Annotated in this window: 22 protein-coding genes; 8 read left to right on the top strand and 14 right to left on the bottom strand. The window is 63.3% G+C overall.

What is annotated here, in order from left to right; all coding sequences use genetic code 11:
* Positions 1-67: 67 nt before the first annotated feature.
* Both purT and EKH80_RS02195 read left to right on the top strand, forming a co-directional pair.
* The gene (gene purT, locus EKH80_RS02200) at positions 68-1,249 is read left to right on the top strand and encodes a formate-dependent phosphoribosylglycinamide formyltransferase (RefSeq protein WP_126683070.1); all 1,182 of its coding nucleotides are present in this window, start codon (positions 68-70) and stop codon (positions 1,247-1,249) included.
* A 70-nt stretch (positions 1,250-1,319) separates the two neighbouring features.
* On the top strand, positions 1,320-2,837 hold the full coding sequence (locus EKH80_RS02195; RefSeq protein WP_126683069.1) for an FMN-binding glutamate synthase family protein: 1,518 nt from the start codon (positions 1,320-1,322) through the stop codon (positions 2,835-2,837).
* A gap of 89 nt (positions 2,838-2,926) precedes the next feature.
* Here EKH80_RS02195 and EKH80_RS02190 read toward each other — a convergent pair whose 3' ends face one another.
* From EKH80_RS02190 to EKH80_RS02175, 4 genes are all read right to left on the bottom strand, one after another.
* Positions 2,927-3,637 (bottom strand): arginyltransferase, encoded by a 711-nt coding sequence (locus EKH80_RS02190; RefSeq protein ID WP_126683068.1) that lies wholly within the window; start codon positions 3,635-3,637, stop codon positions 2,927-2,929.
* A gap of 356 nt (positions 3,638-3,993) precedes the next feature.
* Entirely contained in the window at positions 3,994-4,392 is a 399-nt protein-coding gene (locus tag EKH80_RS02185) for a hypothetical protein (RefSeq protein WP_126683067.1), read from the bottom strand.
* Between the two features lie 9 nt (positions 4,393-4,401).
* On the bottom strand, positions 4,402-5,268 hold the full coding sequence (gene tesB / locus EKH80_RS02180) for an acyl-CoA thioesterase II (RefSeq protein ID WP_126683066.1): 867 nt from the start codon (positions 5,266-5,268) through the stop codon (positions 4,402-4,404).
* 56 nt (positions 5,269-5,324) lie between these two features.
* The gene (locus EKH80_RS02175) at positions 5,325-5,900 is read right to left on the bottom strand and encodes an N-acetylmuramoyl-L-alanine amidase (RefSeq protein WP_425481126.1); all 576 of its coding nucleotides are present in this window, start codon (positions 5,898-5,900) and stop codon (positions 5,325-5,327) included.
* A gap of 93 nt (positions 5,901-5,993) precedes the next feature.
* On the opposite strand from EKH80_RS02175, the gene EKH80_RS02170 reads away from it, so the two are divergent.
* From EKH80_RS02170 to EKH80_RS02160, 3 genes are all read left to right on the top strand, one after another.
* Positions 5,994-6,521: an alpha/beta hydrolase gene (locus tag EKH80_RS02170; RefSeq protein ID WP_126683065.1), complete on the top strand. Its 528-nt coding sequence runs from the start codon at positions 5,994-5,996 to the stop codon at positions 6,519-6,521.
* Positions 6,518-8,704: a bifunctional 23S rRNA (guanine(2069)-N(7))-methyltransferase RlmK/23S rRNA (guanine(2445)-N(2))-methyltransferase RlmL gene (gene rlmKL / locus EKH80_RS02165; RefSeq protein ID WP_126683064.1), complete on the top strand. Its 2,187-nt coding sequence runs from the start codon at positions 6,518-6,520 to the stop codon at positions 8,702-8,704. The genes EKH80_RS02170 and rlmKL overlap by 4 nt, the downstream gene beginning before the upstream one ends.
* A gap of 64 nt (positions 8,705-8,768) precedes the next feature.
* Positions 8,769-9,212, top strand: a complete 444-nt coding sequence (locus EKH80_RS02160; protein ID WP_126683063.1) for a hypothetical protein — start codon at positions 8,769-8,771, stop codon at positions 9,210-9,212.
* A 56-nt stretch (positions 9,213-9,268) separates the two neighbouring features.
* Here EKH80_RS02160 and EKH80_RS02155 read toward each other — a convergent pair whose 3' ends face one another.
* Positions 9,269-9,709 (bottom strand): DUF6491 family protein, encoded by a 441-nt coding sequence (locus EKH80_RS02155; protein ID WP_126683062.1) that lies wholly within the window; start codon positions 9,707-9,709, stop codon positions 9,269-9,271.
* Positions 9,710-9,887: 178 nt separating this feature from the next.
* Between EKH80_RS02155 and egtB the strand changes: the two genes are divergently transcribed.
* Positions 9,888-11,138, top strand: coding sequence for an ergothioneine biosynthesis protein EgtB (gene egtB / locus EKH80_RS02150; RefSeq protein WP_126683061.1), 1,251 nt, complete (start codon positions 9,888-9,890; stop codon positions 11,136-11,138).
* A complete protein-coding gene (gene egtD, locus EKH80_RS02145; RefSeq protein ID WP_126683060.1) occupies positions 11,135-12,106 on the top strand; it encodes an L-histidine N(alpha)-methyltransferase in 972 nt (323 codons plus the stop codon). Before egtB ends, egtD begins: the two co-directional genes overlap by 4 nt.
* A 130-nt stretch (positions 12,107-12,236) precedes the next feature.
* Here the strand turns inward: egtD and mfd are convergent, their stop codons facing one another.
* From mfd to EKH80_RS02115, 6 genes are all read right to left on the bottom strand, one after another.
* Entirely contained in the window at positions 12,237-15,686 is a 3,450-nt protein-coding gene (gene mfd, locus EKH80_RS02140) for a transcription-repair coupling factor (RefSeq protein WP_126683059.1), read from the bottom strand.
* 205 nt (positions 15,687-15,891) lie between these two features.
* The gene (locus EKH80_RS02135; RefSeq protein ID WP_126683058.1) at positions 15,892-16,503 is read right to left on the bottom strand and encodes a GNAT family N-acetyltransferase; all 612 of its coding nucleotides are present in this window, start codon (positions 16,501-16,503) and stop codon (positions 15,892-15,894) included.
* Between the two features lie 141 nt (positions 16,504-16,644).
* Positions 16,645-17,553, bottom strand: coding sequence for a cation diffusion facilitator family transporter (locus tag EKH80_RS02130; RefSeq protein ID WP_126683057.1), 909 nt, complete (start codon positions 17,551-17,553; stop codon positions 16,645-16,647).
* A gap of 4 nt (positions 17,554-17,557) precedes the next feature.
* Entirely contained in the window at positions 17,558-18,064 is a 507-nt protein-coding gene (locus EKH80_RS02125) for a Slp family lipoprotein (RefSeq protein WP_126683056.1), read from the bottom strand.
* Positions 18,065-18,098: 34 nt separating this feature from the next.
* Positions 18,099-19,028 (bottom strand): 23S rRNA (adenine(2030)-N(6))-methyltransferase RlmJ, encoded by a 930-nt coding sequence (locus EKH80_RS02120; protein ID WP_126683055.1) that lies wholly within the window; start codon positions 19,026-19,028, stop codon positions 18,099-18,101.
* A gap of 99 nt (positions 19,029-19,127) precedes the next feature.
* Positions 19,128-19,769 (bottom strand): NAD(P)-dependent oxidoreductase, encoded by a 642-nt coding sequence (locus EKH80_RS02115; protein ID WP_126683054.1) that lies wholly within the window; start codon positions 19,767-19,769, stop codon positions 19,128-19,130.
* Between the two features lie 113 nt (positions 19,770-19,882).
* Between EKH80_RS02115 and EKH80_RS02110 the strand changes: the two genes are divergently transcribed.
* Positions 19,883-20,779, top strand: a complete 897-nt coding sequence (locus tag EKH80_RS02110) for a LysR family transcriptional regulator (RefSeq protein ID WP_126683053.1) — start codon at positions 19,883-19,885, stop codon at positions 20,777-20,779.
* An 11-nt stretch (positions 20,780-20,790) separates the two neighbouring features.
* On the opposite strand, the gene EKH80_RS02105 is transcribed toward EKH80_RS02110, so the two are convergent.
* The 3 genes from EKH80_RS02105 to EKH80_RS02095 all read right to left on the bottom strand — a co-directional run bounded on the left by EKH80_RS02105 (position 20,791) and on the right by EKH80_RS02095 (position 25,091).
* Positions 20,791-21,717, bottom strand: coding sequence for a DMT family transporter (locus EKH80_RS02105; protein ID WP_126683052.1), 927 nt, complete (start codon positions 21,715-21,717; stop codon positions 20,791-20,793).
* Positions 21,718-21,834: 117 nt separating this feature from the next.
* The gene (locus tag EKH80_RS02100) at positions 21,835-23,940 is read right to left on the bottom strand and encodes an AsmA family protein (RefSeq protein WP_126683211.1); all 2,106 of its coding nucleotides are present in this window, start codon (positions 23,938-23,940) and stop codon (positions 21,835-21,837) included.
* 209 nt (positions 23,941-24,149) lie between these two features.
* Entirely contained in the window at positions 24,150-25,091 is a 942-nt protein-coding gene (locus EKH80_RS02095) for a peptidylprolyl isomerase (protein WP_126683051.1), read from the bottom strand.
* Positions 25,092-25,119 lie beyond the last annotated feature (28 nt).

Here is a 25,119-nt window from a genome sequence, read left to right as displayed (position 1 = left end):
GGATTCCCGTCAATCTGCGGTGCGGCAACCCGGTGGACGTACAATGGGCTTTTATCTGGAGACCGCAATGACGTCCTTCGGCACGCCCCATTCCGACCATGCCCTGAAAGTGTTGCTGCTCGGCGCGGGCGAGCTAGGCAAGGAAGTGGCGATCGAACTGCAGCGCTTCGCCGTGGAAGTGATTGCGGTGGATCGCTATGCGCACGCACCGGCGATGCAGGTGGCGCACCGCAGCCATGTCATCGACATGCTCGACGGCACCGCCCTGCGCGCCCTCATTGCACAGGAAAAACCGGACCTGGTGGTGCCGGAAATCGAAGCGATCCACACCCCCACCCTGGTTGAACTGGAACAGGAAGGCCTGAAGGTCATCCCGACGGCGCGTGCCGCCTGGCTGACCATGGATCGCGAAGGTATCCGCCGCCTTGCCGCCGAGGAGCTGGGCTTGCCGACCTCGCCCTACCGGTTCTGCGACAGCGAGGCCGAATACCGCGAGGCGGTGGCGGCGATCGGCTACCCCTTCGTGATCAAGCCGGTGATGAGCTCATCCGGCAAGGGCCAGAGCGTCGTGCACGAAATGGAAGAGCTGCAGCCAGCCTGGGACTACGCCCAATCCGGCGGCCGTGCCGGCAAGGGGCGGGTGATTGTCGAGGGCTTCGTTCCCTTCGACTACGAAATCACATTGCTGACCGTGCGGCACAAGGACGGCACCAGCTTCTGCGCGCCCATCGGTCATCGCCAGGAGGACGGTGACTACCGGGAATCCTGGCAGCCTCAGCCAATGAGCCAGGTGGCCTTGGCCGAGGCGCAACGCCAGGCCGAAGCCATTACCGGCGGGCTGGGTGGCTGGGGCGTATTCGGTGTGGAATTCTTTGTGCAAGGCGACCGCGTGATCTTCTCCGAGGTCAGTCCGAGGCCGCACGACACTGGGCTGGTCACGTTGATCTCGCAGGACCTGTCGGAATTCGCACTGCATGTGCGGGCGATCCTGGGCTTGCCCATACCGGCGATTCGCCAGCTGGGACCGTCCGCGTCGTGCGCGGTACTGCAGGAAGGCGAAGGCCGGGCGCCGCGCTATCACGGCATGGCTGACGCATTGGCGGAGCCGGATACGCAGCTGCGCATTTTCGGCAAGCCGGAGGTGAAAGGTCGCCGCCGCATGGCGGTCACACTGGCGCGAGATAACGATATCGAGGCGGCCAAGGCCAAGGCGATTCGTGCGGCCAGGATGATTCGCATCGAGTTGTAGGAATATCAGCTTGGCTTGCGCCCCTGTCGCGTTGAAAGGGGCTTGCGATAACTAGTGATCGAGGACAGGCATGGAACCGACAGGCTTCTCACATTGGCTGGTGGTATTGGTGGAAACCTTTGCAGTGCTGTTCGTGCTGCTGCTGGCGATCGCCATCTTGGTGGTGCTGGTGACCTGGGTAGTGGACCGCAACCAGACGCACAATTCCGTGTTGCGCAATTACCCGGTGATCGGGCACTTTCGCTATTGGTTCCTGCATCTGGGTGAATTCTTTCGCCAATACCTGTATTCCAGCGACCGCCAGGAAATGCCGTTCAACCGCGCCCAGCGCATGTGGGTGTATCGCGCGGCGAAGAATGCCGAGAACACCAATGCATTCGGCTCCACGCGCGATCTGCACCTGGAGGGCGTGCCGTTCTTTGTCAACGCCGCGTTTCCGGCCCTGGGCCAGACGCACGTGAAACCCCAGCCGGTGCGCATCGGGCCGTATGCACGGCAGCCGTATGATCACGCGGCGTTCTTCAACATCTCCGCCATGAGTTTCGGTTCGCTGTCTGCGCCGGCAGTGCGTGCACTTTCGATCGGAGCGGCCAAGGCGGGCATCTGGCTGGACACGGGCGAGGGCGGCCTGTCGCCCTATCACCTCGAAGGCGGATGCGACATCGTGTTCGAAATCGGCACCGCCAAATACGGGGTGCGCACCCCGGACGGCAAGCTGGATGACGAGAAGCTGCTGGCGATCTGCGCGCACCAGCAGGTGAAGATGGTCAGCATCAAGCTGGGCCAGGGTGCCAAACCCGGCATGGGCGGCCTGCTGCCCGCAGTCAAGGTGACGCCGGAAATCGCTGCGATTCGTGGCATTCCGGTGGGTCAGGATTCGCAAAGCCCCAATCGCCATCTGGATATCGGCAATGTACGCGAGCTGATGGATGCGATCGGGCACATCCGTGATCTCACCGGCAAGCCCACCGGCTTCAAAGCGGTGTTCGGCGGCACGGCATGGATCGAGGAGCTCTGCGATGAAATCAGCCGGCGCGGTATGGAGAGCGCACCGGATTTCATCGTCATCGACGGTTCCGAGGGTGGCACCGGCGCTGCGCCGCAGACGCTGATGGAAGGCGTGGGCCTGCCGTTGCGCGAAGCGCTGCCGGCGCTGGTCAATCTTCTGATGCAACGCGGACTGCGCGAACGCATCAAGGTGATCTGCTCGGGCAAGTGCATCACCGCGTATGACGTGGCATGGGCGATGTCGATGGGCGCGGATTTCGTCAATTCCGCTCGTGGCTTCATGTTGGCGCTGGGTTGCATCCAGTCGCTGCAATGCAATCGCAACACTTGTCCCACCGGCATCACCACCCAGAATACGCGCCTGCAGCGCGGCCTGGTGGTGACGGACAAGGGCGAACGCGTGGCAAACTACGCGCGCAACGTGATGCATGAAGTCGGCATCATTGCGCACAGCTGCGGCGTGGATGATCCGCGTGAACTGGATCGCACGCATTGCCGCGTGATGGGCGTCGACGGCGTTTCGGTGCCGTTGGTCAAGTTGTTTCCGTATCCGCCAGTGGCTGCCGTCAATAGGGCTTGAACCTGCCTCGTCGTCATTCCGGCGCAGGCCGGAATGACGGATGCTTGGATCGGGCTCGACTCGCGGCTGGAACGTCGAAATGGAATCGCTCAATCCCGCTGCAATTCCGCCCAGCCCTCCGTCGTGCGTACCTGCAGCGGCTTGAAGCGCCGCTTGTAGTCCATTTTCGGATGAGCTTCGATCCAGAAGCCCAGATACACCCATGGAATGCCGCGGCGCTTGGCCAGCTCGATCTGCTGCAGGATGGCGAAGGTGCCCAGGCCGCGTTCGTGTTCGTTGGGATCGTAGAACGTATAGACGGCTGAAACGCCGGTGATGCATACGTCCGTGACGGCTACGGCGAGCAATCGCTCGCCCTGGTGCAGCTCCAGGAAGATCGTGGGGCTCCACGGTGCGGTGAGGAAACGTCGGAAATCGCTGGCTTCGGCTTCGTCCATGCCGCCGCCAGGGTGCCTTGTGCGCAGATAGCGCGAATACAGCGCGTGACGTTCGCTGTTATAGCCGGCCATGCATTCGCGCACGGTCAGGTCGTGATTGCGCTTCAGGCAGCGGCGCTGCGAGCGGTCCGGCTTGAAATTCGCCACGTCGATACGGCACGGTGTGCACGCGTGACAGCCCGGACAGTGCGGGAAGTACAGGTGCCCGCCCGCGCGGCGGAAACCATGCTCCAGCGCCGCGCCATACAGACGGTCCAACTGTGGGGCGGCCGGATCGATCACCAGATTCTGTGCCGTACGCCCTGGATAGTAACCGCAGGCGTGCGGCAGCGTCTGGAACAGGCGGACATGGTCGGAGCGCATGGCCTGATTCTATGACTGCTGACGGCCGCCGTGCCAAGGCTTTTGAAGGGGAGCTGACCGGTTGCCGGGATGACTGTCCCGGCTTAGGGATGCTCTGATCTATTCCACGTACCCGTCACCGCACTGTATACGCATCTGGCGGCGCCCCAGGGCTGTCTGTCTAGGCGCTGGGGGGCGCCGCCAGATGCGCATACAGTGCGGCCCCAACATCTGAAATTTAAAGACGGGTGACGTCCAGAAGGCCCGCAGGCTGTGCCCCGCGGCTTGAACAGACGGCCAGTCTGTCCTGTGCCGCACGACACCCCCGCGGGCCTTCTGGACGTCATGCCGGGTGCGTGGAATAGGTCAGAGCATCCCTAAACGATATGCAGGTAATGCAGGGCCAGCACCATGAATACGCCCAGGATGGCCAGCAGCGCGATGCGCCGCACTCTGACCACAGTATGTTCACGGCGGTTATACAGGGATGCCACCGGGTCGCGTGAAATCTTCAGCTCCTCGGCGTGGCGCACTTCCGGCTCGATGCCCAGCTTGCGCAGCAGTTCACGAGCCCTAGTGTAGTCGTCAGCCTTGCTCACCCACACTTGAGGCCAGGCGTCTCGGTTCTGGCTGCGCTGCGAATAGCTGAAACGCTGGTAGCTGGGGCGATTCCAGTTGGAGCGGTTGGTGATGGAGGTTTCGACGCCGTTTTCGGCCATATAGGCGGCCACGCGATCGATGTTTTCCTGCCGGGGCGAGGTATAGAGCAGACGCATGGGGATAGTTTACTCGCCGCGCAGCCGGATCAAGCCTTCTTGCGCCGTCGAGGCCACCAGGCGGCCGTCGCGGCTGAAGATCTGCCCGCGCGCCAGCCCGCGCGAGTCCTGCGCCGTGGGGCTGTCGAACGAGTAGAGCAGCCACTCGTCCACCCTGAACGGGCGGTGGAACCACAAGGCGTGGTCCAGGCTCGCCATCTGCAGATTGGGCGTGAGATAGGAAATCCCATGCGGCAGGGTGCTCGTGCCGATCAGGTGGAAATCCGATGCGTAGGCCAGCAGGGCACGATGCAGGATCGGCGACTCGTCGACCGGCGCGTTAAGCCGGAACCAGATGTGCTGGATAGGCGGCCGCTTGGCCGGATGGAGTTCATCGCGCGGCCAGACCTGGCGGAATTCGAACGGGCCGTCACTACCCAGCCAACGCTGCAGTTTGACTGGCAGGCGGGCGAGTTCTTCCGGCGGTACCCTATGCATCGGCTCCACGTCTTCGGGTTCGGGCACTTCGGGCATGCTGGACTGGTGTTCGAGGCCCCGTTCAGGAATCTGGAACGAAATCGCGCCGTTGAGAATGGGCTGGCCGTGCTGGATCGCCACCACGCGGCGGGACGAGAATGAACCGCCGTCGCGCGCACGTTCCACGCTGTAGACGATCGGCGCATCGATATCACCTGCACGCAGAAAATACGCGTGCAGCGAATGTGCCTGGCGCGAGGGATCCACCGTCTGCTGGGCGGCCGACAGCGCCTGGCCGAGCACCTGGCCGCCGAACACGAAGCGCGTGCCGATATCGCGGCTCTGGCCGCGGAAGAGGTTGTCTTCCAGGCGTTCGAGCTGCAGCAGCTCGACCAGTTCCTTGACGTGTGTATCCCGCATCTCAGCCAGTCCCCTAGTAAATGACCCGGAAGTATAGCGGGGCGGCTTGCGTAAGCTCAGGATTGAGCTCGGATTCGCTTCAGACCGCTGCCCACCAGCACTTCCGGCCACGGGAACAGCGGGCCGGGATCGAGCTTGCGAGGCACCTCCCGGCTCAGGTCGTCGCTGGCCGGTACGCGCGCCGTGTCCAGATCCTCATGGCCGGCGATCTCATGCAAGTTTGGATACTCCGTGCGCAACTGCGCCAGCAGCTCGCGCAGGGCGGTCGTTTGCACGGAGGTGTAAGGCTCGGTCATGGTCTGATTGCGCGAGTCGAACCAGTTCGGGAAACGTCCCCGGTTCACCAGTTCGATGCCGATGGACTGGGGGTTGTAACCGCGCACGTGATGCGCCACGCGCGTGCCAGGCACGTAGCGATACACCGATCCTTCGCGGTCGACGTAGTAATGGCCGCTGTTGCCGGTGCCGGCTTCGTACAACACGCGTTCCCCGTATTCGCGTGCAGTTGCCAGGTCGGGCAGTTCGGTGCAATGGATGACCACCAGCGTGACGGCGCTGGCTGGGCGCTCGGGCAGCTTGGCGACGTAGGGGAGGGGCTGGTCGTGAATGGTCAGCATGGGCATGGTTGCCATAGGGCGGGGGTGCTCATCGTAGAGTCTCGCCTCATCGCGTGCTTCACCAAGCAGCTATCATGCACGTCCCGCTGAGCAAAAACGGAGCCCCCCATGCCCGGCCACATCATCCTCTCCCACGGCTCGGATACCGGTCCGGATGCCACCAAGGTCAGCGTGCTGGCGAAGCTCGCCCAGTCGATGGGCTGGACCACGGAGCGTCCGGATTACCGCGAGGACGACAAGCTGGGTCACGCCGAATCGATCGAGCCGCGCATCGCCCGCCTGCACCAGCGGATTGCCGCTTGCGACGCGCCGCCGGTGCTGGTGGGGTCCAGCATGGGTGCTTTCGTCTCCGGACTGGTCTCGCTGGAAGTGCCCGTAGCAGGCCTGTTCCTGTTGGCCACGCCGGCGCTGATTCCCGGCAACGACCTGGCCTTCGACGTGCGCCTGGACGTGCCGGCGCTGCTGATCCACGGCTGGCGCGACGAGGTCTGTCCGCTGGATGAGATCTATGAATTTGCCGGGCGGCGCGAATTGCCGTTGCTGATCGTGAATGACGACCACCGGCTGGGTGAGCACGTCGATTCGATCGGCCGTCAGTTCGGTTTCTTTCTACAACAACTCGCGAGTCAGGCTTGAAGCAGTTCTTTGCAACCTGCCCCAAAGGGCTTGAATACCTGTTGCGCGACGAGTTGATGTCGTTGGGCGCCGTCGAGGTGCACGAAGCGCTCGCCGGCGTGCGTTTCTCCGGCAGCCTGGAAACGGCCTATCGCGCCTGCCTGTGGTCGCGGCTGGCGAGTCGCATCCTGTTGCCGGTGGCCGAATTCGAAGCGGCGTCCGACGAGGCCTTGTACGCAGGTGTGCAATCCATCGACTGGTCGGAACACCTCGCGCTGCACGCCACGCTGGCGGTGGACGCCAATACCGCGCAAAGCAAGCTCACGCATAGCCAATACCTGGCGCAGCGGGTGAAGGATGCGGTGGTCGATCAGTTTCGCCAGCGCGGCCATGCGCGTCCAGACGTGGATACCGAAGAACCTGACGTGCGCATCAACCTGCGCTTGCGTCGTGATCGCGCAACGGTGTCGATCGATCTCGCCGGCGCACCCTTGCACCGCCGCGGCTGGCGTGAAACCCAGGGCGAAGCACCGCTCAAGGAAAATCTGGCTGCGGCGATGCTGTTGCGCGCGGGCTGGCCGGCCATCTATGCCCAAGGCGGCGCGCTGCTCGATCCCATGTGTGGCTCCGGCACGATCGTGATCGAAGGCGCCTTGATGGCGGCGGATGTCGCACCGGGCTTGCGTCGTGAGTACTACGGTTTTCTCGGCTGGAAGCAGCACGACATTGCGCTGTGGCGCAGTCTGCTTGACGAAGCGAGCAGGCGTGCGGAAATCGGCCTGCCTGCGTTACGCAGCTGCTTTTTTGGTTCCGATGCGGATTCGCGCATGGTGCAGATGGCCAAGCGCAATGCGCAGGAAGCGGGCATTGCCGGCTTCTTTACGCTGGATCGCCACGATGCGCTGCACGTGCGTCCGCCGCCCGGCTTTACGCAGGGATTGGTCATCACCAATCCGCCTTATGGCGAGCGGTTGGGTGAACGCGAAAGCCTGCCCAGGTTCTATCGCAACCTGGGTGAAACCCTGCGCGATCATTTCAACGGCTGGCGCGCGGCCGTGCTTGCCGGCGATGCGGAACTGGGGCGCGCCACCACCCTGCGCGCAGAAAAGAAATACACGCTTTACAACGGCGCGCTGGAAACGGTGCTGCTGATCTTCGAATTGCATGCGCGCGATGAAACGCCGCGTGAAAAGCCGCCGCTCTCGCCCGGCGCGCAGATGCTGAAGAACCGGCTGGAAAAGAACGCCAGGCATCTGCGCAAGCGGCTGGAGCGCGAAGGTATCCATGCCTGGCGCGCCTACGATCAGGATCTGCCGGAATACGCCGCGGCGATCGACGTTTATGCCGACAAATCCGGCAGCACCCATCTGCATGTCCAGGAATACCGTGCACCTGCAGACGTTCCCGTGGAAGTGACGCGCACGCGCCTGCGGGAGATCGCGCGCGCAGCCGGTGAGGTGTTCGACACGCCACGCGCACGCATAGCCATCAAGACCCGTGAGCGCGGCAAGGGCGGTTCTAAATACGGCCAGTTCGATCAAAGGGGCGAGTTCATCGAAGTGGAAGAGGGCGGCTTGACCTTCCTGGTGAACCTTTACGATTACCTGGATACCGGCCTGTTCCTCGATCACCGCCTGGTCCGCGCGAAAGTGCGCGAGCTGGCGGCAGGCAGGCGCTTTCTCAATTTGTTCGCCTATACGGCCACTGCCAGCGTCTACGCCGCAGCGGGCGGTGCGCGCGATACCACCAGCGTCGACCTGTCAGGCACTTATCTGGAATGGGCGTCGCGCAATCTTGCGCTGAATGGCTTTGCCGGCGAACGACATCGTCTGGTCCAGGCGGATGCTGCCGGTTTTCTCGAGCGTACGCGCGAGCGCTATGGCTTGATCTACGTGGATCCGCCGACCTTTTCCAATTCCAAGCGGGCGGAAGATTTCGACGTGCAGCGCGATCACGTCAAGTTGCTGTTGGCTTGCGCACAGCGGCTCGCGCACGATGGCGTGATCCTGTTTTCCAACAATTTTCGCCGCTTCTCGCTCGACCGCGAGGCGCTCGCGCCGCAGCTTGCCATCGAACCCTGGGGGGCAGGCAGCATCCCGTTCGATTTTTCGCGGCGCGCCAATATCCACGATTGCTGGTTGTTGCGTCCGCACGCGAGTGGAAGCCAGGTCAATCCCTGGCAAAACGCCCGCGTCAAGCCATAAAACCCTTCAGTACAGATTAAGTGCCTCCGGCTCACTATGCACGGTGTACTGATGGAGGTGTGCCATGTTTAAACGGAATGTCGGCAAGTTCGTTGCGGTCGGTCTGGCCTTGGCGGTAGCCGGGGTTGCGGTGCCCTTCAGCGCTGCGGCGCATCCCTGGGGCGGCCCAGGCTGGCATGGCGGTTATGGTGGTTGGCACGGTGGTTATGGCTGGCACGGTGGTGGCTATGGTTATTACCATGGCGGTTATGGTTACTATCACGGCGGCTGCTACGGCTGCGGCTATTGGCGTGGCGACCGCTGGATTGCCGGCGCCATTGTGGGTGGCGCCGTTGCCGGTCTCGTAGCGGGTGCAGTGGCGGGACCGCCGGTGTATTACGCGCCGCCGCCGACCGTGGTGTATACGCCTGGCACCGTGGTCTACCAGTCGGCTCCACCGCCGGTGGTGACCACCACCGTGATCACGTCGGATCCCTACCAGACCCGCTATATCGGCCCGGCATACTGATCGTTGGATGAGAAACTCAAAAAGAGCCCGGCCGATGGCCGGGCTCTTTTCTTGCTTCAGGGATTCCTGCTTGGCTGCTGGCTAGTCACGCTGTGGTACTTGGCGTGGCTGCGATAGCCATCGAAGGTCGCTTCGTCGATCAGGCTGACCGAATCGATGGCGCAAGGGGGTTGTTCTCTCGAGCGGACTTTTTCACCTACTCCGCCGCAGATGCGCAGGGGCGCGACGGCCTTATCCGCGTCGCTGGCTATGAACTCAAGACCACGAGGGCCAATGCCCAATTTGTCGCAGCTCGCCTTCAGTTTCACCAGATAACGCTGATAGGGGCCGGTACGCACGATCGCGGTCTGCGCATCCACCACGTGCCATTCGTTGATCTGGTCAAGGCGCATGCAGTCGTTATAGGGCAAGCTATGCGTGGCTGCCGATTGCGCCGATGCGGGTGCTACGGTCGCCACCAGCGTAACGCCCAGCACCATACACAAGACGGTCTTCATGGGGTCACCTCACTGCTGAATCAAGCATGGATGGTGCTGGCCAAAGCCGGCCATATTCCTGCCATGGGCGCATCACAGAATATGAACAACTGCTGCGGCATGGTGGTTGTATGATCGTCCGCTGTTTCGCGCGCCACAAGGTGTATCGCAGCACGTTCGCCCCTATCGAGCCTGCGTCATGAATGTCCCCACATTCGCTGTAGATACCAAAGATGCCGTCGCGCGGTTCATGCGCATACGCCGGCAAACGCTGGCACTGTGCGCCGGATTGAGCGGCGAAGACCTGCAAGTGCAGTCGATGCCGGACGCGAGTCCCGGAAAATGGCATCTAGCGCATACCACCTGGTTCTTTGAGCAATTTGTGCTGGGGCACGATCCGGATTACCGATCGCCCAACCACGAATGGCATTATCTGTTCAATTCCTACTATGAATCGGTCGGGCCGATGCACGCGCGCCCACAGCGCGGCCTGCTGTCGCGGCCGACGCTCGGCGAGATTCGCGACTACCGTGCGCGAGTCGAAGAAGCGGTCGGCGAGTTGCTGGTGCGTGGCGTCAATAGCGAACTGGCCGCCCGCATTGAACTGGGGCTGCAGCACGAACAGCAGCATCAGGAACTGTTGCTTACCGACCTCAAGCACCTGTTCTCATGCAATCCGTTGCAGCCGGTGTACCGCGACATAGCCATGCCGGGCGAGGGCCGAATCGCCCCTTTGCGTTTCCTGCCCGGCAGGCAAGGGCCGGTCGACATCGGTCACGAAGGCGACGGTTTCGCCTACGACAACGAAACCCCCCGGCATACCACCTGGCTTTCCGCGCATGCCCTGGCCAACCGCCTGGTGACCAATGCCGAATACCTCGCCTTCGTGCGCGATGGCGGTTACCAGGAAGCAGGCCTGTGGTTGTCTGATGGCTGGACGGTGGTGCAGCGCGAGGGCTGGCAGCGGCCTTTGTACTGGCAGGAAGACCTGGCGAGCGAATTTACGCTGACCGGGGTTCGCCCGCTCGATCCACATGCGCCGCTCTGCCACATCAGCTACTTCGAAGCGGATGCGTTTGCGCGTTGGGCCGGTGCGCGCTTGCCCACCGAAGCCGAGTGGGAGGATGCCGCGGCGCGGCTGCCGGTCCATGGCAACTTCCAGGACAACGCCCATTTCCATCCCATCGCCGGTTCGCTGGGCGATGGCCTGCTGCAGATGTTCGGCGACGTGTGGGAATGGACCGCTTCGCCCTACGTCAGCTATCCCGGATTCAAGCCCTTGCCGGGTGCGCTGGGTGAATACAACGGCAAATTCATGAACGGCCAGTGGGTGCTGCGCGGAGGTTCGTGCGCAACACCGCGCGACCACATTCGCGCCAGCTACCGCAATTTCTTTCCGCCCCATGCCCGCTGGCAATTTGCGGGCATTCGACTGGGACAGGACCGATGAGTGTTCAAGCTTATGCAGTACGGGACGAACAACGTCCACCCGATAATCTGTTGTTGCAAGTGGTGCAGCGCGGCTTGCGCTCGCAGCCCAAGCGCCTGCCTTCCTGGCTGTTCTATGACGAACAGGGCTCGGCCCTGTTCGAGCAGATTTGCGAGCAGCCGGAGTACTACCTCACCCGTGCCGAAATTGCCCTGCTGAATCAGCACGCCGGTGAAATCGCCGAGGTACTCGGGCCGGACGTACGCCTGGTCGAATACGGTAGTGGTCACGCGATCAAGACGCGGTCGTTGCTGGAACACCTGCCCACGCCGGTGGCGTGGGTGCCGATCGAGCTCTCCTCCGAACCCTTGCGGCACAGCATGGAACGCATGGCCGGGTATTTTCCGCATCTGCCGATCCAGCCATTGGCCGTGGACTTCACCCGGCCGTTGCGTCTGCCGGTGCCGCCGCGCGCACCGCGCCGCACCGTGGTCTATTTCCCCGGTTCCACCATCGGCAACTTCGAGGATCGCGAAGCCGCGCAGCTATTGCGCAAGATGCGCGGTGAGATGGGCGACAACGGCGGCATCCTGGTCGGTGCGGATCTGAAGAAGGATCGTGCAACCATCGAGGCGGCGTACAACGATCGCGCAGGTGTCACCTCTGCGTTCACGCTCAACATGTTGGCGCGCCTGAATCGCGAGCTTGGCTGCAACTTCGATCTGGGTGCGTTCCGGCATCGTGCGCATTACAACGCGATGGCAGGTCGAATCGAAACGCATATTCTCAGCGAGCGGGAACAGCGCGTGCGCGTAGGGCGCTTACAGGTGCTGTTCCGCGAAGAGGAAGCGATGCTGGTGGAGTACAGCTGCAAGTATTCGCCGGAGGATTTTGCAGCGCTGGCGGCGACGGCCGGCTTGGCCGTGCGGCATGTGTGGTTTGATCCGGAGCGGCTGTTCAGCCTGCAATACCTCACGCGCGCGGTGTGATGGCTCCCTCCCCTACGTGTAGTAGGGGAGGGTTGGGGTGGGGTGAAGCAACCTCGCGATGAATCTCAATGGTGCGGCAAGCTCGTGTAACCCCACCCCTCTCCTGCCAAGCAGGGGAGAGAGCAGGGCTCTACGCCGCTTTGCGCGCTCCAAGCCTTCCAAGCAGTTCCTGCGCCGCGCGAATCCGCTCGCTCGCCCCAGGCAGCTCCAGGCTGATCTTCAGTTTGTCCTGCCCATCCAGCTTGTACACGCGCGGATAGTTCTGCACCAGGCGGATGATCGCCATCGGATCGATGTCGGGCTTGTCGCGGAAGCTGATGCGTCCACCATTCGCGCCCATGTCCAGCTTGCGGATGCCAAGCGGCGTGGCCATCAGTTTCAGGCCGGCCACGGCGAACAGGTTCTTCACCGCATCCGGCAGCAGGCCGAAGCGATCGATCATTTCCACCTGCAGTTCGCGCAGGATTTCCTCATCGCGCGCGCTGGCGATGCGCTTGTACAGCGTCAGTCGCGCGTGCACGTCAGGCAGATAGTCATCGGGAATCAGCGCGGGAAGGTGCAATTCCACCTCCGTTTCATGCTCGCTGCTGAGGTCGAAATCGGGCACTTTGCCGGATTTCAACGCACGCACGGCGCGTTCCAGCAGCTCGGTATACAGGCCGAAGCCGATTTCCTGGATCTGGCCCGATTGCTCGTCGCCCAGCAGTTCGCCCGCACCGCGGATTTCCAGGTCGTGCGTGGCGAGCGTAAAGCCTGCGCCGAGTTCTTCCAGCGAGGCGAGCGCTTCCAGGCGCTTTTCCGCATCGGCGGTGATCGAGCGGCGGTCCGGCACGATCAGGTAGGCATAGGCGCGATGATGCGAACGCCCCACTCGGCCGCGCAGCTGATGCAGCTGCGCAAGGCCGAAACGGTCCGCCCGATCGATGATGATGGTGTTGGCGGTGGGGATATCGATGCCGGTTTCGATGATGGTGGTGCACACCAGGACATTGAAGCGCTGGCGATGGAAATCCGCCATCACCTGTTCCAGTTCGCGCTCCGGCATCTGGCCGTGCGCGATGCCGATGCGCGCATCGGGAATCAGTTCCTGCACTTCGCGCGCGGTGCGCTCGATGCTTTCCACCTCGTTATGCAGGAAATAGATCTGGCCGCCGCGCTGCAGTTCGCGCTGGAAGGCCTCGCGAATCAGGGCCGGCTCCCAAGTGGATACGAATGTGCGTACCGCCATGCGATGCGCGGGCGGCGTGGTAATCAACGAGAGGTCACGCAGTCCGCTCATGGCCATGTTCAGCGTGCGCGGAATCGGCGTGGCGGTCATGGTGAGCAGATCCACTTCCGCCCGCAGCTTTTTCAGCTGCTCTTTCTGGCGTACGCCGAAGCGTTGCTCCTCGTCGACGATCACCAGTCCCAACTGCTTGAATTTCACGTCCGCCTGCAGCAGTTTGTGCGTGCCAATGATGACGTCGATCTGGCCGTCGGCCAAGCGCTTGAGCGCTTCGTTCACCTCCTTGGTAGAGCGGAAGCGTGACAGCACGTCTACTTTGACCGGCCAGTCCGCAAAGCGATCGGCGAAGTTGCGATAATGCTGCTGCGCCAGCAAGGTGGTGGGCACCAGCAGCGCGACCTGCCTGCCGGCGGTGGCGGCGGCGAATGCCGCTCGCAGCGCCACCTCGGTTTTGCCGAAGCCCACATCGCCGCAGATCACGCGATCCATCGCGCGCGGCCGCGCCAGGTCGCCAAGCACGGCGTCGATCGCACTGAGCTGGTCGGGCGTTTCCTCGAATGGGAAGCTGCTGCCGAATTCCTCCACCATCTGGCGGTCGATCGGCAGCGATTCGCCACCGCGCGCTTCGCGTTGAGCGTAGATCGCCAGCAGCTCGGCGGCCACGTCGCGCACCTTCTCCGCCGCTTTCCTGCGCGCGCGCTCCCAGGCGTCACCGCCCAGCGAATGCAGCGGCGCCAGTTCCGGCGCGGTACCGGAGTAGCGGCTGACCAGCCCCAACTGCGCCACCGGCACGTAGAGCTTGTCACCCTTGGCATACTCGATGACCAGGAACTCGCCGGTCATGCCGCCCAGTTCCATCGATACCAGGCCCTGGTAGCGGCCCACGCCGTGATCGACGTGCACGATCGGCGCTCCGATGGAGAGCTCGGTCAGGTCGCGAATGATCGTTTCCGGATCACGCGCCGCACCGCGCCGGCGCTTGCGTTCGGTGCGCACGCGCTCGCCGAACAGCTCGCGTTCGGTTAGCACGGTAATCGCCGGCTGCTTCAGCGCAAAGCCCTGTTCCAGCGGTGCGATGGTGATCGCGAGCTGGTTCGCGTCGGTGAGGAACGCGGTCCAACTGTCGACATGGGGCGGGCGCAGGCCGGCGGTGGCCAGTTGTTCGAGCAAGGCTTCGCGGCGGCCGGCCGAGTCGGCGGCGATCAGCGTGCGCCCCGGATAGGCTTCGATGAAGTGCCGCAGCGAGGTACCCGGCTCCTCGCCTTTGCGGTTGAGCGGGACCTCCGGTGCAGGTTGCGTGCCGGCATCGACCGCATGTTCGTGGCCGGCGTCGGCCACTTCTACGCGCAGGCGCTTGTTGAGCTGCTCGCGCAACTGTTCGGGCGAGAGGTACAGCTCGGCCGGCGGCAGGACGGGACGTTCGATATCGTGCGCGCGCTGGTCGTAGCGTTCGGCGGTTTGGGTCCGGAACTGTTCGGACGCTTCGTGGGTCCCTTCGCCCAGTACGAACAACGCGTTGTCGGCAAGATAATCGAACAGAGTAGCGGTGTTTTCGAAAAACAGCGGCAGGTAATACTCGATGCCACCGGGGGTGACACCTTCCTTCATGTCCTGGTAGAGCGGACAGCGGCGCACGTCGATGGGAAAGCGCTCACGCAAGCGGTTGCGGAAAACCTTCGCGGCATCATCGGTGACGGGAAACTCGCGCGCAGGCAGCAATTCGACTTTTTCCACTTGCTGCTGCGAGCGCTGCGTTTCCGGATCGAAGCTGCGGATCGATTCCACTTCGTCATCGAACAGTTCGATGCGATACGGCTCGCCCGCGCCCATCGGGTAGATGTCGATCAGCGCGCCGCGCACGGCAAAGTCGCCCGGTTCGGCCACTTGCGGCACGTGCCGGTAGCCGCAGGCTTCCAGCCGGCGCTGCTCTGCGGCGAGATCGAGCTTTTGCCCCTTGCTCAGCACCAGGCCGGCACCGGTGACATGCGCGCGTGGCGCAATGCGCTGCATCAGCGTCGCGGCCGGCACCACCAGCACGCCACGCTTGACGCTTGGCAACTGATATAGCGTAGCGATGCGCTGGGAGACGATGTCAGGATGCGGGCTGAAGACATCGTAAGGCAGGGTTTCCCAATCAGGGAAATGCAGCACCGGCAAGCTGCCTGCGAAAATGCGCAGCTCGTCTTCCAATGCATGGGCGCGTTGCGTATCGCGTGTCACCACCACCACCAGGCCGTCGTGCGAACGAGCGGTTTCGGCTACCAGCAGCGCGCGGGCGGAGCCGTGCGGGGGCGTCCAGAAACGGCGCTGCTTGGGGGTGGTGGGGAGGGGCGGGTGACTGATCGGAGTCTGCATGGGGATCTTGCGTGGGCGGGCACGGGCAGGATGCCGGGCCCCATCGAGCGCGCAAGTTTAACGCGATGGATCGTTTCGACCCATCCACCCGCGTAGGGTTAGGTAGGCTGGGATGGCAATCCCAGCATCGCGAGGGTTCCACGCATGGCAATGCTGGGTTTCGCAACCCAGCCTATGATGCTCATCTTAAGCCTACTGAAATGCGTTAAAGCTTGAGGCGGATCTGCGCGGTGCTGCCTTCGCCCGGCACCATGGTGGCGACGAAGCCCAGCTCCTTGCACAGCTGCAGCATCGGGCGGTTTTCCATCAGCACATAGCCCCAGATTTCGTCCAGGCCGCGGCGGCGTGATTCGTCCACCAGCCGTTGCAACAGCAGGGCGCCGAGGCCGATGCGCGTCCATTCGCGCTCCACCAGCACCGAGAATTCGGCGCTGTTACTGGCGACGTCGACAAAGACGCGGCCCACGCCACGTAGTTCGGCCGGCTTCACCGTTTCGTCGATCAGCGCGAAGGCGGTTTCCAGCTCGGGATCGATACGGCACAAGCGCTGTGCCATCGGTGCAGGCAGCTCCGACATGGCGTGCATGAAGCGGCGGCGCACATCCTGGGGTGGCAGGCGCTTGAAGCAGCGTTGCACAGCGGCAACGTCGCCGGGCTCGATGTTGCGCAGGACCAATTCGCGCCCGTCGGAGGTATGCACGACCTCACCCCGGGGGGCGCTGGACAGCGGCGAGGGTGGGGATGCAAACCGCTCACGGCTGCGTGGTGGCAACTGGGCGTGGTGCGGGTAGGCGTCGAGATCGTGAGCAGAGTTCATGGCCATGGACCATACTATAGCGTATTGTTTGCACTGCAACATGAACGATTAATCTGAATTTGTACCAGATTTACGATTGTCAACGCGCTTTTGACGTGAACAGTCCAGGAGGAAATGCCGCGACGCGGCAGAGCGCCGCCGTCAGTCCGCCACATCCGGTTCGAAGAAGCTCCAGCGTATCTCGGCGAACTGGGCCTTCATCTCCCGCTCCACGGTGTTGATCGCCTCTATCAGGCTCAGGTCGTCGGGTGAACGCTGCATTCGCGCCTTCACCGCCACCATCACATCCGGTCCCATCTGCAGGGTGATCAGGTTGAGCACCTCGGCGACTTCCGGGCGGTTGCGCAGGAATGCCAGCAACTCCTCACGGCGCCGCGGTTCCACGCCCTGGCCAATCAATAGGGCCTTCACCTCGTTGGCCAGTGCGGCGGCCACCGCCACCAGCAGCACGCCGATGGCGATCGTACCCAGGGCGTCGAACCATAGATTGCCAGTGAGCAGGGTGGCGCCGATGGCCAAGGCGGCCAGACACAAGCCGAGCAGAGCAGCGAGATCTTCGCCGAAGACCACCAGCAGCTCGCTGGAACGCGTTTCGCGAAACCAGCGCCACAGGCTTTGTTCCCCGCGCGCGCGGTTCACTTCATGCAGGCAGCCGCGCATGGAAATGCTTTCCATCAGGATGCCGAACAGCAGCACGGCCAGGGCCAGCCACGGCCAGCGCAGCGGCTCGGGATGCGCAAGCTTGTGCACGCCTTCGTAGATCGAGAACAGGCCACCCACCGCGAACAGCAGCAGCGCCACCACGAATGACCAGAAATACAGCGCGCGGCCCCAGCCCAAGGGATATTCATCGGAGGGCGGCTTTTGCGCCTGTCGCATGCCCAGCAGCAACAGCAACTGGTTGCCGCAGTCGGCCAGCGAGTGGATCGACTCGGCCAGCATCGCGCCGGAGCCGGTGATCACCGCGGCCGCCAGCTTGGCAAGGAAGATCGCGAAGTTGGCGCCCAAGGCCAGCACAACGGCCTTGATCGAATTGGCCTGACCACTCATCGGGTCAATGGATCCCGACGCCTACGCCTACCCCGAAGCTGATGTTCGGATGCCCCTGGCGCAGTTCATCCGACGTCCACAGATGCGATTGCGCCACGGTCACCAGCGGATAGGTGTAGGGCGCCTGGTCCACCGAGCCCGCACGCGTGCCGTTGAGCTGTCCGGTCAACGTGACCAGCCGGCCGTTCGGATAGTTGAAAGATTCCAGGTAACCGGGAAAGACCGCGATGAAACGGCCCACGCCTTGTGCGTTCGGCTGTGGGCGCTGGGAGGAATCCAGCGGGTAGCCCAGCACTTCCATCTCGGTGTGGTCGGGAAAGTTGCGTACGGCAACGACGCTGCCGCCCCAGATCACCGAACCGTTGCCGTACTGCTCCGGGGCGTGCGCTACCTGGATGGGAGGCGCCGAGATCGCGCCGGGCGCGGCTTTGTAGAGGGGCGCGGGCGCGCATGCCGCCAGCAACAGCAGCGCGAGCGGCGCGAGCGGACGCAAAGCAGTACGGAGATTCATCGCGATGTCCTTGCAGCACGAGGCGGATTCGAGCTTAGCGGGGACGCCTCGGTGGGGGTAGCGGTCGGGTGTGGTGCGCTTGAGGGGTTTGCGCATCGCCCTCCTGCACCAGCCAGTGCAAACGCCATTCCGCCGCACGCTCCTGCGACAACAAACGTGCCATGGCGTGCAGCGGTTCTCGTAGCGCCTGATCGAGATGCCAAGGCGCATTGAGGATGGCCATGCCCGATCCGTTCAAGCGCAGCGGCGAGTCGTCCGGGTGCACCAGCAATTCCGCCTGCAAGGCACGGCGCACACCGCAATGCTGCAGCCAGCGCAGGAACGGCTGCACCTGGCTGCGCAGCTTGATCGGATACCAGATCGCATAGACGCCGTTGGGCCAGCGTTGCAGTGCGGTTTTCAATGCCGCTTCGATCAGGCGGAACTCGTTTTCCTGCGCTTCGTAAGGCGGGTCGATCAACACCAGGCCGCGTTTTTCCTTCGGTGGCAGCAACGCCTTCAGCGCTTCGTAACCGTCGCGATGATGCACGTGCACACGGCGATCGTGATGGAACAGTTCGCGCAGGTGCGCTGCTTCCTCCGGATGCAGTTCGCAAAGTTGCGCACTGTCGGTGGCACGCATCGCGAGCGCGGCCTGCAGCGGTGAGCCGGGATAAAGCTTCAGGCCGTGCTCGTTGCCGGGCAGGGCGAGAATGGAATCGAGCCAATGGCGCAGCAGCGGGGGGAGCTTGCTGGGTCCGGATTGCCGCAGGTCGGGAAACAGCAGGCGCGCAATGCCGTCGCGGTATTCGCCGGTCTTGCCGGCTTCTTCGCTGTCGAGCGCATAGCAGCCGCTTCCGGCGTGCGTGTCGATCAGAGCGAAGGGCGTGTCCTTCGCTTTCAATGCTTCGATCAGCGCAAACAGGACGCTGTGCTTGAGGACGTCGGCGAAATTGCCTGCGTGGTAGGCGTGGCGGTAATTCATGGTGGTAGGCACGTGTAGGGGGTTGGGGTGCAACCCCCCAACATCACCGTCTATGCTACCGCGTGACGCTGGCGTTCGCCCTGGATCGAGTCCATGGTCTCAATACGCCACCGTGATGCGCTTCTTCAACGCGTCCATCCGGTCGAGCTGATCGAGCAGCGCGATCGCATAGTCGGCAACGGTAATGCGGCTGATGCCCTGGTCATCCACCAGCAGCTGGTCGCCGCCGACGCGGTACTTGCCGGTGCGCTCACCGTCCTCGATCAGCGCGGCTGGGCTGATGACGGTCCAGTCGACGTCGGCTTTGCTGGCGCGAAACACGTCCAGTGCGCGCGCATGGGCTTGTGCTTCCGGCTTCCACGCTGCGGGAAAGTGCGGATCGTCGATCAACCTCACGCCGGGCGCGGTTTCCAGGCTGCCGGCGCCACCCACCCATAGCAGGCGCCTGGGATGGGTGCCGTTGAGCGCTTCGAGCAAGGTCTGCGCAGCGTGGGGGAGCGTATCGCTGTTGCCGTCGCGGCGCGGGGACAGGCTGGCAACCACCGCATCTGCTTGCCTGGCATAGGCCTGCCAGATGGCCGGCTGCTCGACCGCGCCCACGACTGCGTGCAGCTTGTCGTGCCGCTGTCTGAGGCGGCTGATATCGCGCACCACAGCGGTAACGTCGTGCCCCCGTGCAAGGGCTTCATCGAGAAGCGCGTGGCCGATATGGCCGGTAGCGCCGAACAGAACCAGTTTCATGCGAGATCTCCGGGAGGGAAGCGATGGCTCGAAAGCATGCGCCTTTCCCATTGGGTCGATAAGCGGACGGATAAAGAATTGACTGTCAAGAAAAGTTTGACAATGATCGGGCCATGGGCGACCAGGTCAATCTCAATCGACTGGCTGTATTCGTGGCGCTGGTGCGGGCCGGCTCATTCACTGCCGCCGCGACGCAGCTGGGCATGACCAAGGCCATGGTCAGCCAGCATCTATTGCGCCTGGAGCGCGAACTGGGTGTCACGCTGATCGTGCGCAGTACCCGGCGCATGGCGTTGACCGAGGCGGGGGCGGCCTTTCACACCGATTGCGTGGCGTTGCTCGAGCAGGCCCAGACCGCCATCGAAAGGGTCGGCGACCAGCGCAGCAAGCCAAGCGGGACCTTGCGCCTCACCACCTCGACCGATTACGGCATGGCGGTCATTGCTCCGGCGCTGGCCGAATTTCGCCGGCTGCATCCGTCGTTGCAGGTCGATCTGGTCATCAACGACGCCATCAATGACCTGATTGCCGAGCGTTTCGACATGGCGATCCGGATTGGCTGGCTGCGCGACTCCAGCTTGCGTGCGACCCGGTTGGGGAATTTTCGCCAATGGGTGATGGCCGCGCCTGCGTATCTCGCCGAGCACGGCATGCCGCGCCGGCCGGAGGATCTGGCCATGCACGGCTGGATTGCGCTGTCCGCCATGGCCACGCCCTTGCGCTGGACGTTCACGCACGGCAATGGCAGTCGCCGTATCGTGCGCATGCGCCAGGCGGTGCAGGCGAACAACGCGGCGGCGATTCGTGCGCTGGTACTCGCTGGGGGCGGCGTATCGGTGTTGCCGGACTACCTGGTGCAGGAGGATGTCCAGGCGGGGCGCCTGCAAGTGCTGCTTGCGCAATACCGGCTGCCCGAAGGCGGCATTCACGCGGTGTATCCCGATCCGCAGCCACCCGCCAAAGTGCGCGCCTTTATCGATTTCATGCGTGACCGGTTGGCAAAACGCTAGGGACGCTCTGATCAGTCGAGGTTGTGACTTTCCGCCGTTCCCAGCAACTCCGCCTGTACCGGCGCCTGGTCCTGCCGGTGCAGCAGAGGATGCGCGAACACCGCTGCAAGAATCACCGTCACGCCTGCATAGAACCAGCCATCCAGCTGCCGCTGCTCGCCCAGCAGCAACATCGCCAGCACGATGGCATAGACGGGCTCCAGGTTGGTGATCATCTGCATGGCAAAGGCGCTGACGTGGCGCAACGCTACCAGCACCAGTGAAAACGGCAGCAGGGTGCAGCCGAACGACAGGATCAGCAGCAGCACCGCGTCGTGCAGATTCGGCAGCTGGAAGGCCGCAGTCGCATGCGGCAGCAGTGGCGTCAGCAAAGCCAGGAACAGTGCGCCCGTGCCCAGTTCCAGGCAGGTGACGGTCAGGGGCTCGCCGTGCTCGACCATGCGCTTGTTGAGTGAACTGAACAGCGCCACGAACAGTGCCGACAGCACGCCCACCGCAATGCCGACGCGCATATGTCCCGGCACGCCGCCAGCCACCATCGCTACGCCAGGCACCACCGCAACGGCAATCAACAGCTCGCGCGCATCGAAACGCCGCTTTGCCACCCAGGGTTCGATAAAGGCGAGAAAGGCCGGGCCTAGCGCAATGCAGGTCGCGCCTACGGAAGCGTTGGCGAGTTTAATCGCCGCATAGAACGTCAGCCAATGCAGCGCCACCAGCACACCGATGCCGGCGTACGCCAGGCGCAGCTTCATCGGCATGACACGCAAGCCGCGCCATACGCGGGGCATCAGCAGCAGGCTGCCGCTTACCAGCAGCATGCGCCAACACACCAGCGCCATTGCCGGCAGCGTGATCAGCTTACCGAGGATGGCGGTGAAGCCCCACAGCAAGACGCAGAAATGGATTTGCAGGCGGGCCTGGGTGACGGGCTGCATGGACTTAAGGACACAGGGAAGGGAGACGGGCCATTGTAGGCTGGGTTGCAAAACCCAGCATTGCCACGCCTGCAATACGCGTACTGCAGGGATAGTCATCCCAGCTTACACAGCTTGCTATTTCCTGGCCCCGCCCGGCAGCGGTCCGCTGCGCAACTGCGATAACACCTGCTGGCACTGGTTTGGTTGCTCTCCCCGACTGGGCACGATCACCGCCAGCAAAGCGGCGGCCGGAGCCGCCAGTACGGCAAGTGCTACGGCACCGCCACCGCGCAGCAGCAGCGGGCCAGGCTTCACCCCGACGTCCGGGTCCTTGAAAGTGCCTTTCACGTACAGCGGTGAGCGTAGCGAGAACAAGCGCATGCCCTTCGTGTGCGGCACCACATCCAGATCCAGATGCTCGTCGCTGAAGCGGATGGTGCCCCTGACCTCGACCGTGGCATCACTGGTATCCAGCACGAACAGGCGGTTGGTGAATACGCCCTGGCTGCCGGCCATGTCCACGGCGGCACAATTGATCTCAACGGTCTTGTCGCCGAACAGTTTTTCGATCACCACATTGGCGACGTTCAAGCCAGCCGCTTCCAGCAGGGTTTTGCTGATCGCACCGTTGTTCATCAGCAGCTTCAATTCACCATCCGAATGGCTGAGCAGGCCCGAAACCGAGCTGCCGTTGCCGCTCAAGTTCGCTTCGCCGTTGATTTCGCCGAAGCTGGTCTGCATCGACTGCACGGTGGGAAACAACTGCTTCAGTTGCAGGTGGTGGGCGTGCATGTCGAGGGTCGTGCGCACCGGTTGGGTATTGGCATCCATGCTGAGGTTGCCCTCGATGCTGCCGCCCGCCACGCTTGCGCGCAGCGGATTGAACTTCAGTACGCCGTTGTCCAGGTAGACGTGCGCGCCGAGGGCATCGATGGGCAATGAGCCAGGTCGTTCGATGTGCATCGCTTCGAAAGTCACATCGGCATCCATGCTGAGCAAGCGGTTCGTATGGAACTGCTGCACTGGAAGCGCCTTGTTCTGCGGCTGCAGCGTGCTGTTGCCATGTTCCTCTGGCTGTGCCCCGACCAGCGGCCCCAGGTCGACGAAACGCAGCAATTGCGAGTGCACATCGCCGCTCAGCTTGAGGCGCGGCCCGCTGGTTGTTACCTCCATGTTGCCGCCCAGATCGCTTTCGCCCACGCGGCCACGGAAATCGCGATAGCTGAAATGGCTGCCGTGTGCGTGCAGTTGCGCCGACAGATGCCCTTCCGTGGCGAAAGGCGGAGTATCCGGCAGGGCGATGCCAAGGATCGGATAGAGCCTCGCCATGCTGGTCCCGGCAAACCATACGCGCATGTTCAAGGCGCCCAGGTGCATGGGGTCGGTCAGCGTGCCGACCAGGGCGATCTTGCTGTTGTCGATATGCACGCGCGCCTGCACTGGAAATGGCTCGTCGGCGCGTTGCAAGGCCAGCACCGCGCCGGTCTTGCCGTTGCCGTCCACCGGATCGCCCCTGTAAGTGCCGGTAGCGTTCCAGGCGAATTGGTAAAGCGTCTGCTTGGCGCCGGTGGAAAGGTCCGGAGGGGTCTTTTCCTCGTTCACCATGCGGCCGACATCGTGCCCCACGTCGGTCCGCGCGTCGTTGCTGGCCTGCGCCACGATCTGGTCGTAAGGGATCGCCTGCTGCAGAGGTCTGATGGTGACGTGCAAGTCTAGGCGAGTCTTGGCGTCGTCCACCGTGATATCGCCCTGGTCGAGGCCGACCGTGCCCAGCGTAGGTTTCCAGCGGGAAGGCGGTTGGTTGTCCTCAAGGGCCAGCTGCCAGTTGGCTTCGCCTTGGGCGTTGCGCTCCAGGTCTGCATGCAGGCCGATGAGCCTCAATGTAGGTACGTAGATATGATGCAGCAGCAAGGGCAACGGCGAGATCCGGAACGCCAGCGCGTCCAGTTGCACGAGCTGCGATTGCTGGGCCCACGGTGGATTGCTGATGCCGATGGCGCGGGCGGTGAAAGTCGGCCACGGCACCAGTCTGCGCAGGCCGGGCTCGCTGGGTTCACGCTGCCACGCTGCGGTCAGCTCGCCACGGATCACGAAAGGGCGTCCGATGGCTGCGCTGACCTTGTCGTCGATCGTGGGCTTGAGCCGGTTCCAGTCGAACAGTGCAATGAACAGCACCAGTGCGATCACCAGTACTGCCACCATGCCCACGCTCCAGGCCAGTATTTTCAGACCGAGCCGCATCACTCCCTGTCTCCGTCGATTGCCGTGCAGGATACGTTTGGCGCCCGCCTCAAATAAAACGATGCAGGCGAAAATGGCGTGTACCTGCCGGATACCCGCTTAGGACAGATTCATGGTGGGAGAGGGAATCTGCTCCCTCCCCTGCACGGGCAGGGGAGGGAGCTGAATCTCCGCATGGTTGAGAGACGGCGTTATGAGATGCCGTCAAATCAATGTCCGGTCGCTGCAGCGTCCGTACGCACCGGCACATCGATATTGCAGATATCGATCTTGCCGGCCGGCAACGTGTAGAACGCATCATGGCGGTTGCGCTTGGCATCGATGATGGCGGCGAACGTGGGGCTATCGGTGCGCAGCAGGGCAAGCTTTTCACGCTGCGCAGGCGGCAGGTCGGCCGCCAGCTTCACCGACAGGATCGGCACGCGCTGGGCCGCCTGGGTGTAGAAACCCAGCGGCCCGGTGCCGCGCGGCAGTGCCGACAGGTACTGCATGCCCTCGATGACACGGCCGGCAATCGCCAGATTGCGATCGATCTGGCGCGGTGCCTGGCCGATCGCGACATACAAGGAACTGCCGTTGCCGCTGTCTGGCGCAACATCGCGCGCGACGCCAACCATTCCGTAGCAATGCACCAGCCATTCACTCCCGCCGGCCGGGTCGCGCGCCGCGGGAAAGCCTTCGCTGAAACCCACTTGCGGCGCGTAAACGTCGCCATCAGGTAACGGCGTCCATGCCAGCTTGGGGTCGATAGTGCGCGTGTATTCAGGCGGCAACGTGCGCTTGGCGCTGCCTAGCGGCTTGATCTTGGTTTTATCGCCGTTGTCATCGTCATTGGGGTCGCCCCATTGCGTGACGAAGTTGTCCTGCACGCGGATGATCGCCAGGGCGTCGAAATAATGCTCGCGTACCAGCGTGCGGATATTGGCGGCATGCAGGGGGGTGAAGTCGGGTGCCAGCTCGATCACCACGCGGCCTTGCGGCAACTGCATGTAGAGCAGATTGTTGGGATCGGGGGTGCGCCACTCTTCCGGTCTGGATTTGGCGATCAGCTCCTTCGTGGTAGGCGTGGCCTTGGGCGTGTCCGCCAAGGCGGGCAGCACGACCAGGCTCATTGCGATAAGCAGACCGGCTTGAAGACGGCGCAGGCGCATAGTTTGTTTCCCCGTGGGTGTTGGCGGC

Source organism: Dyella choica (assembly GCF_003977665.1).
GTDB classification, from domain to species: domain Bacteria; phylum Pseudomonadota; class Gammaproteobacteria; order Xanthomonadales; family Rhodanobacteraceae; genus Dyella_B; species Dyella_B choica.
This window is presented reverse-complemented; position numbering and strand designations above follow the sequence as displayed.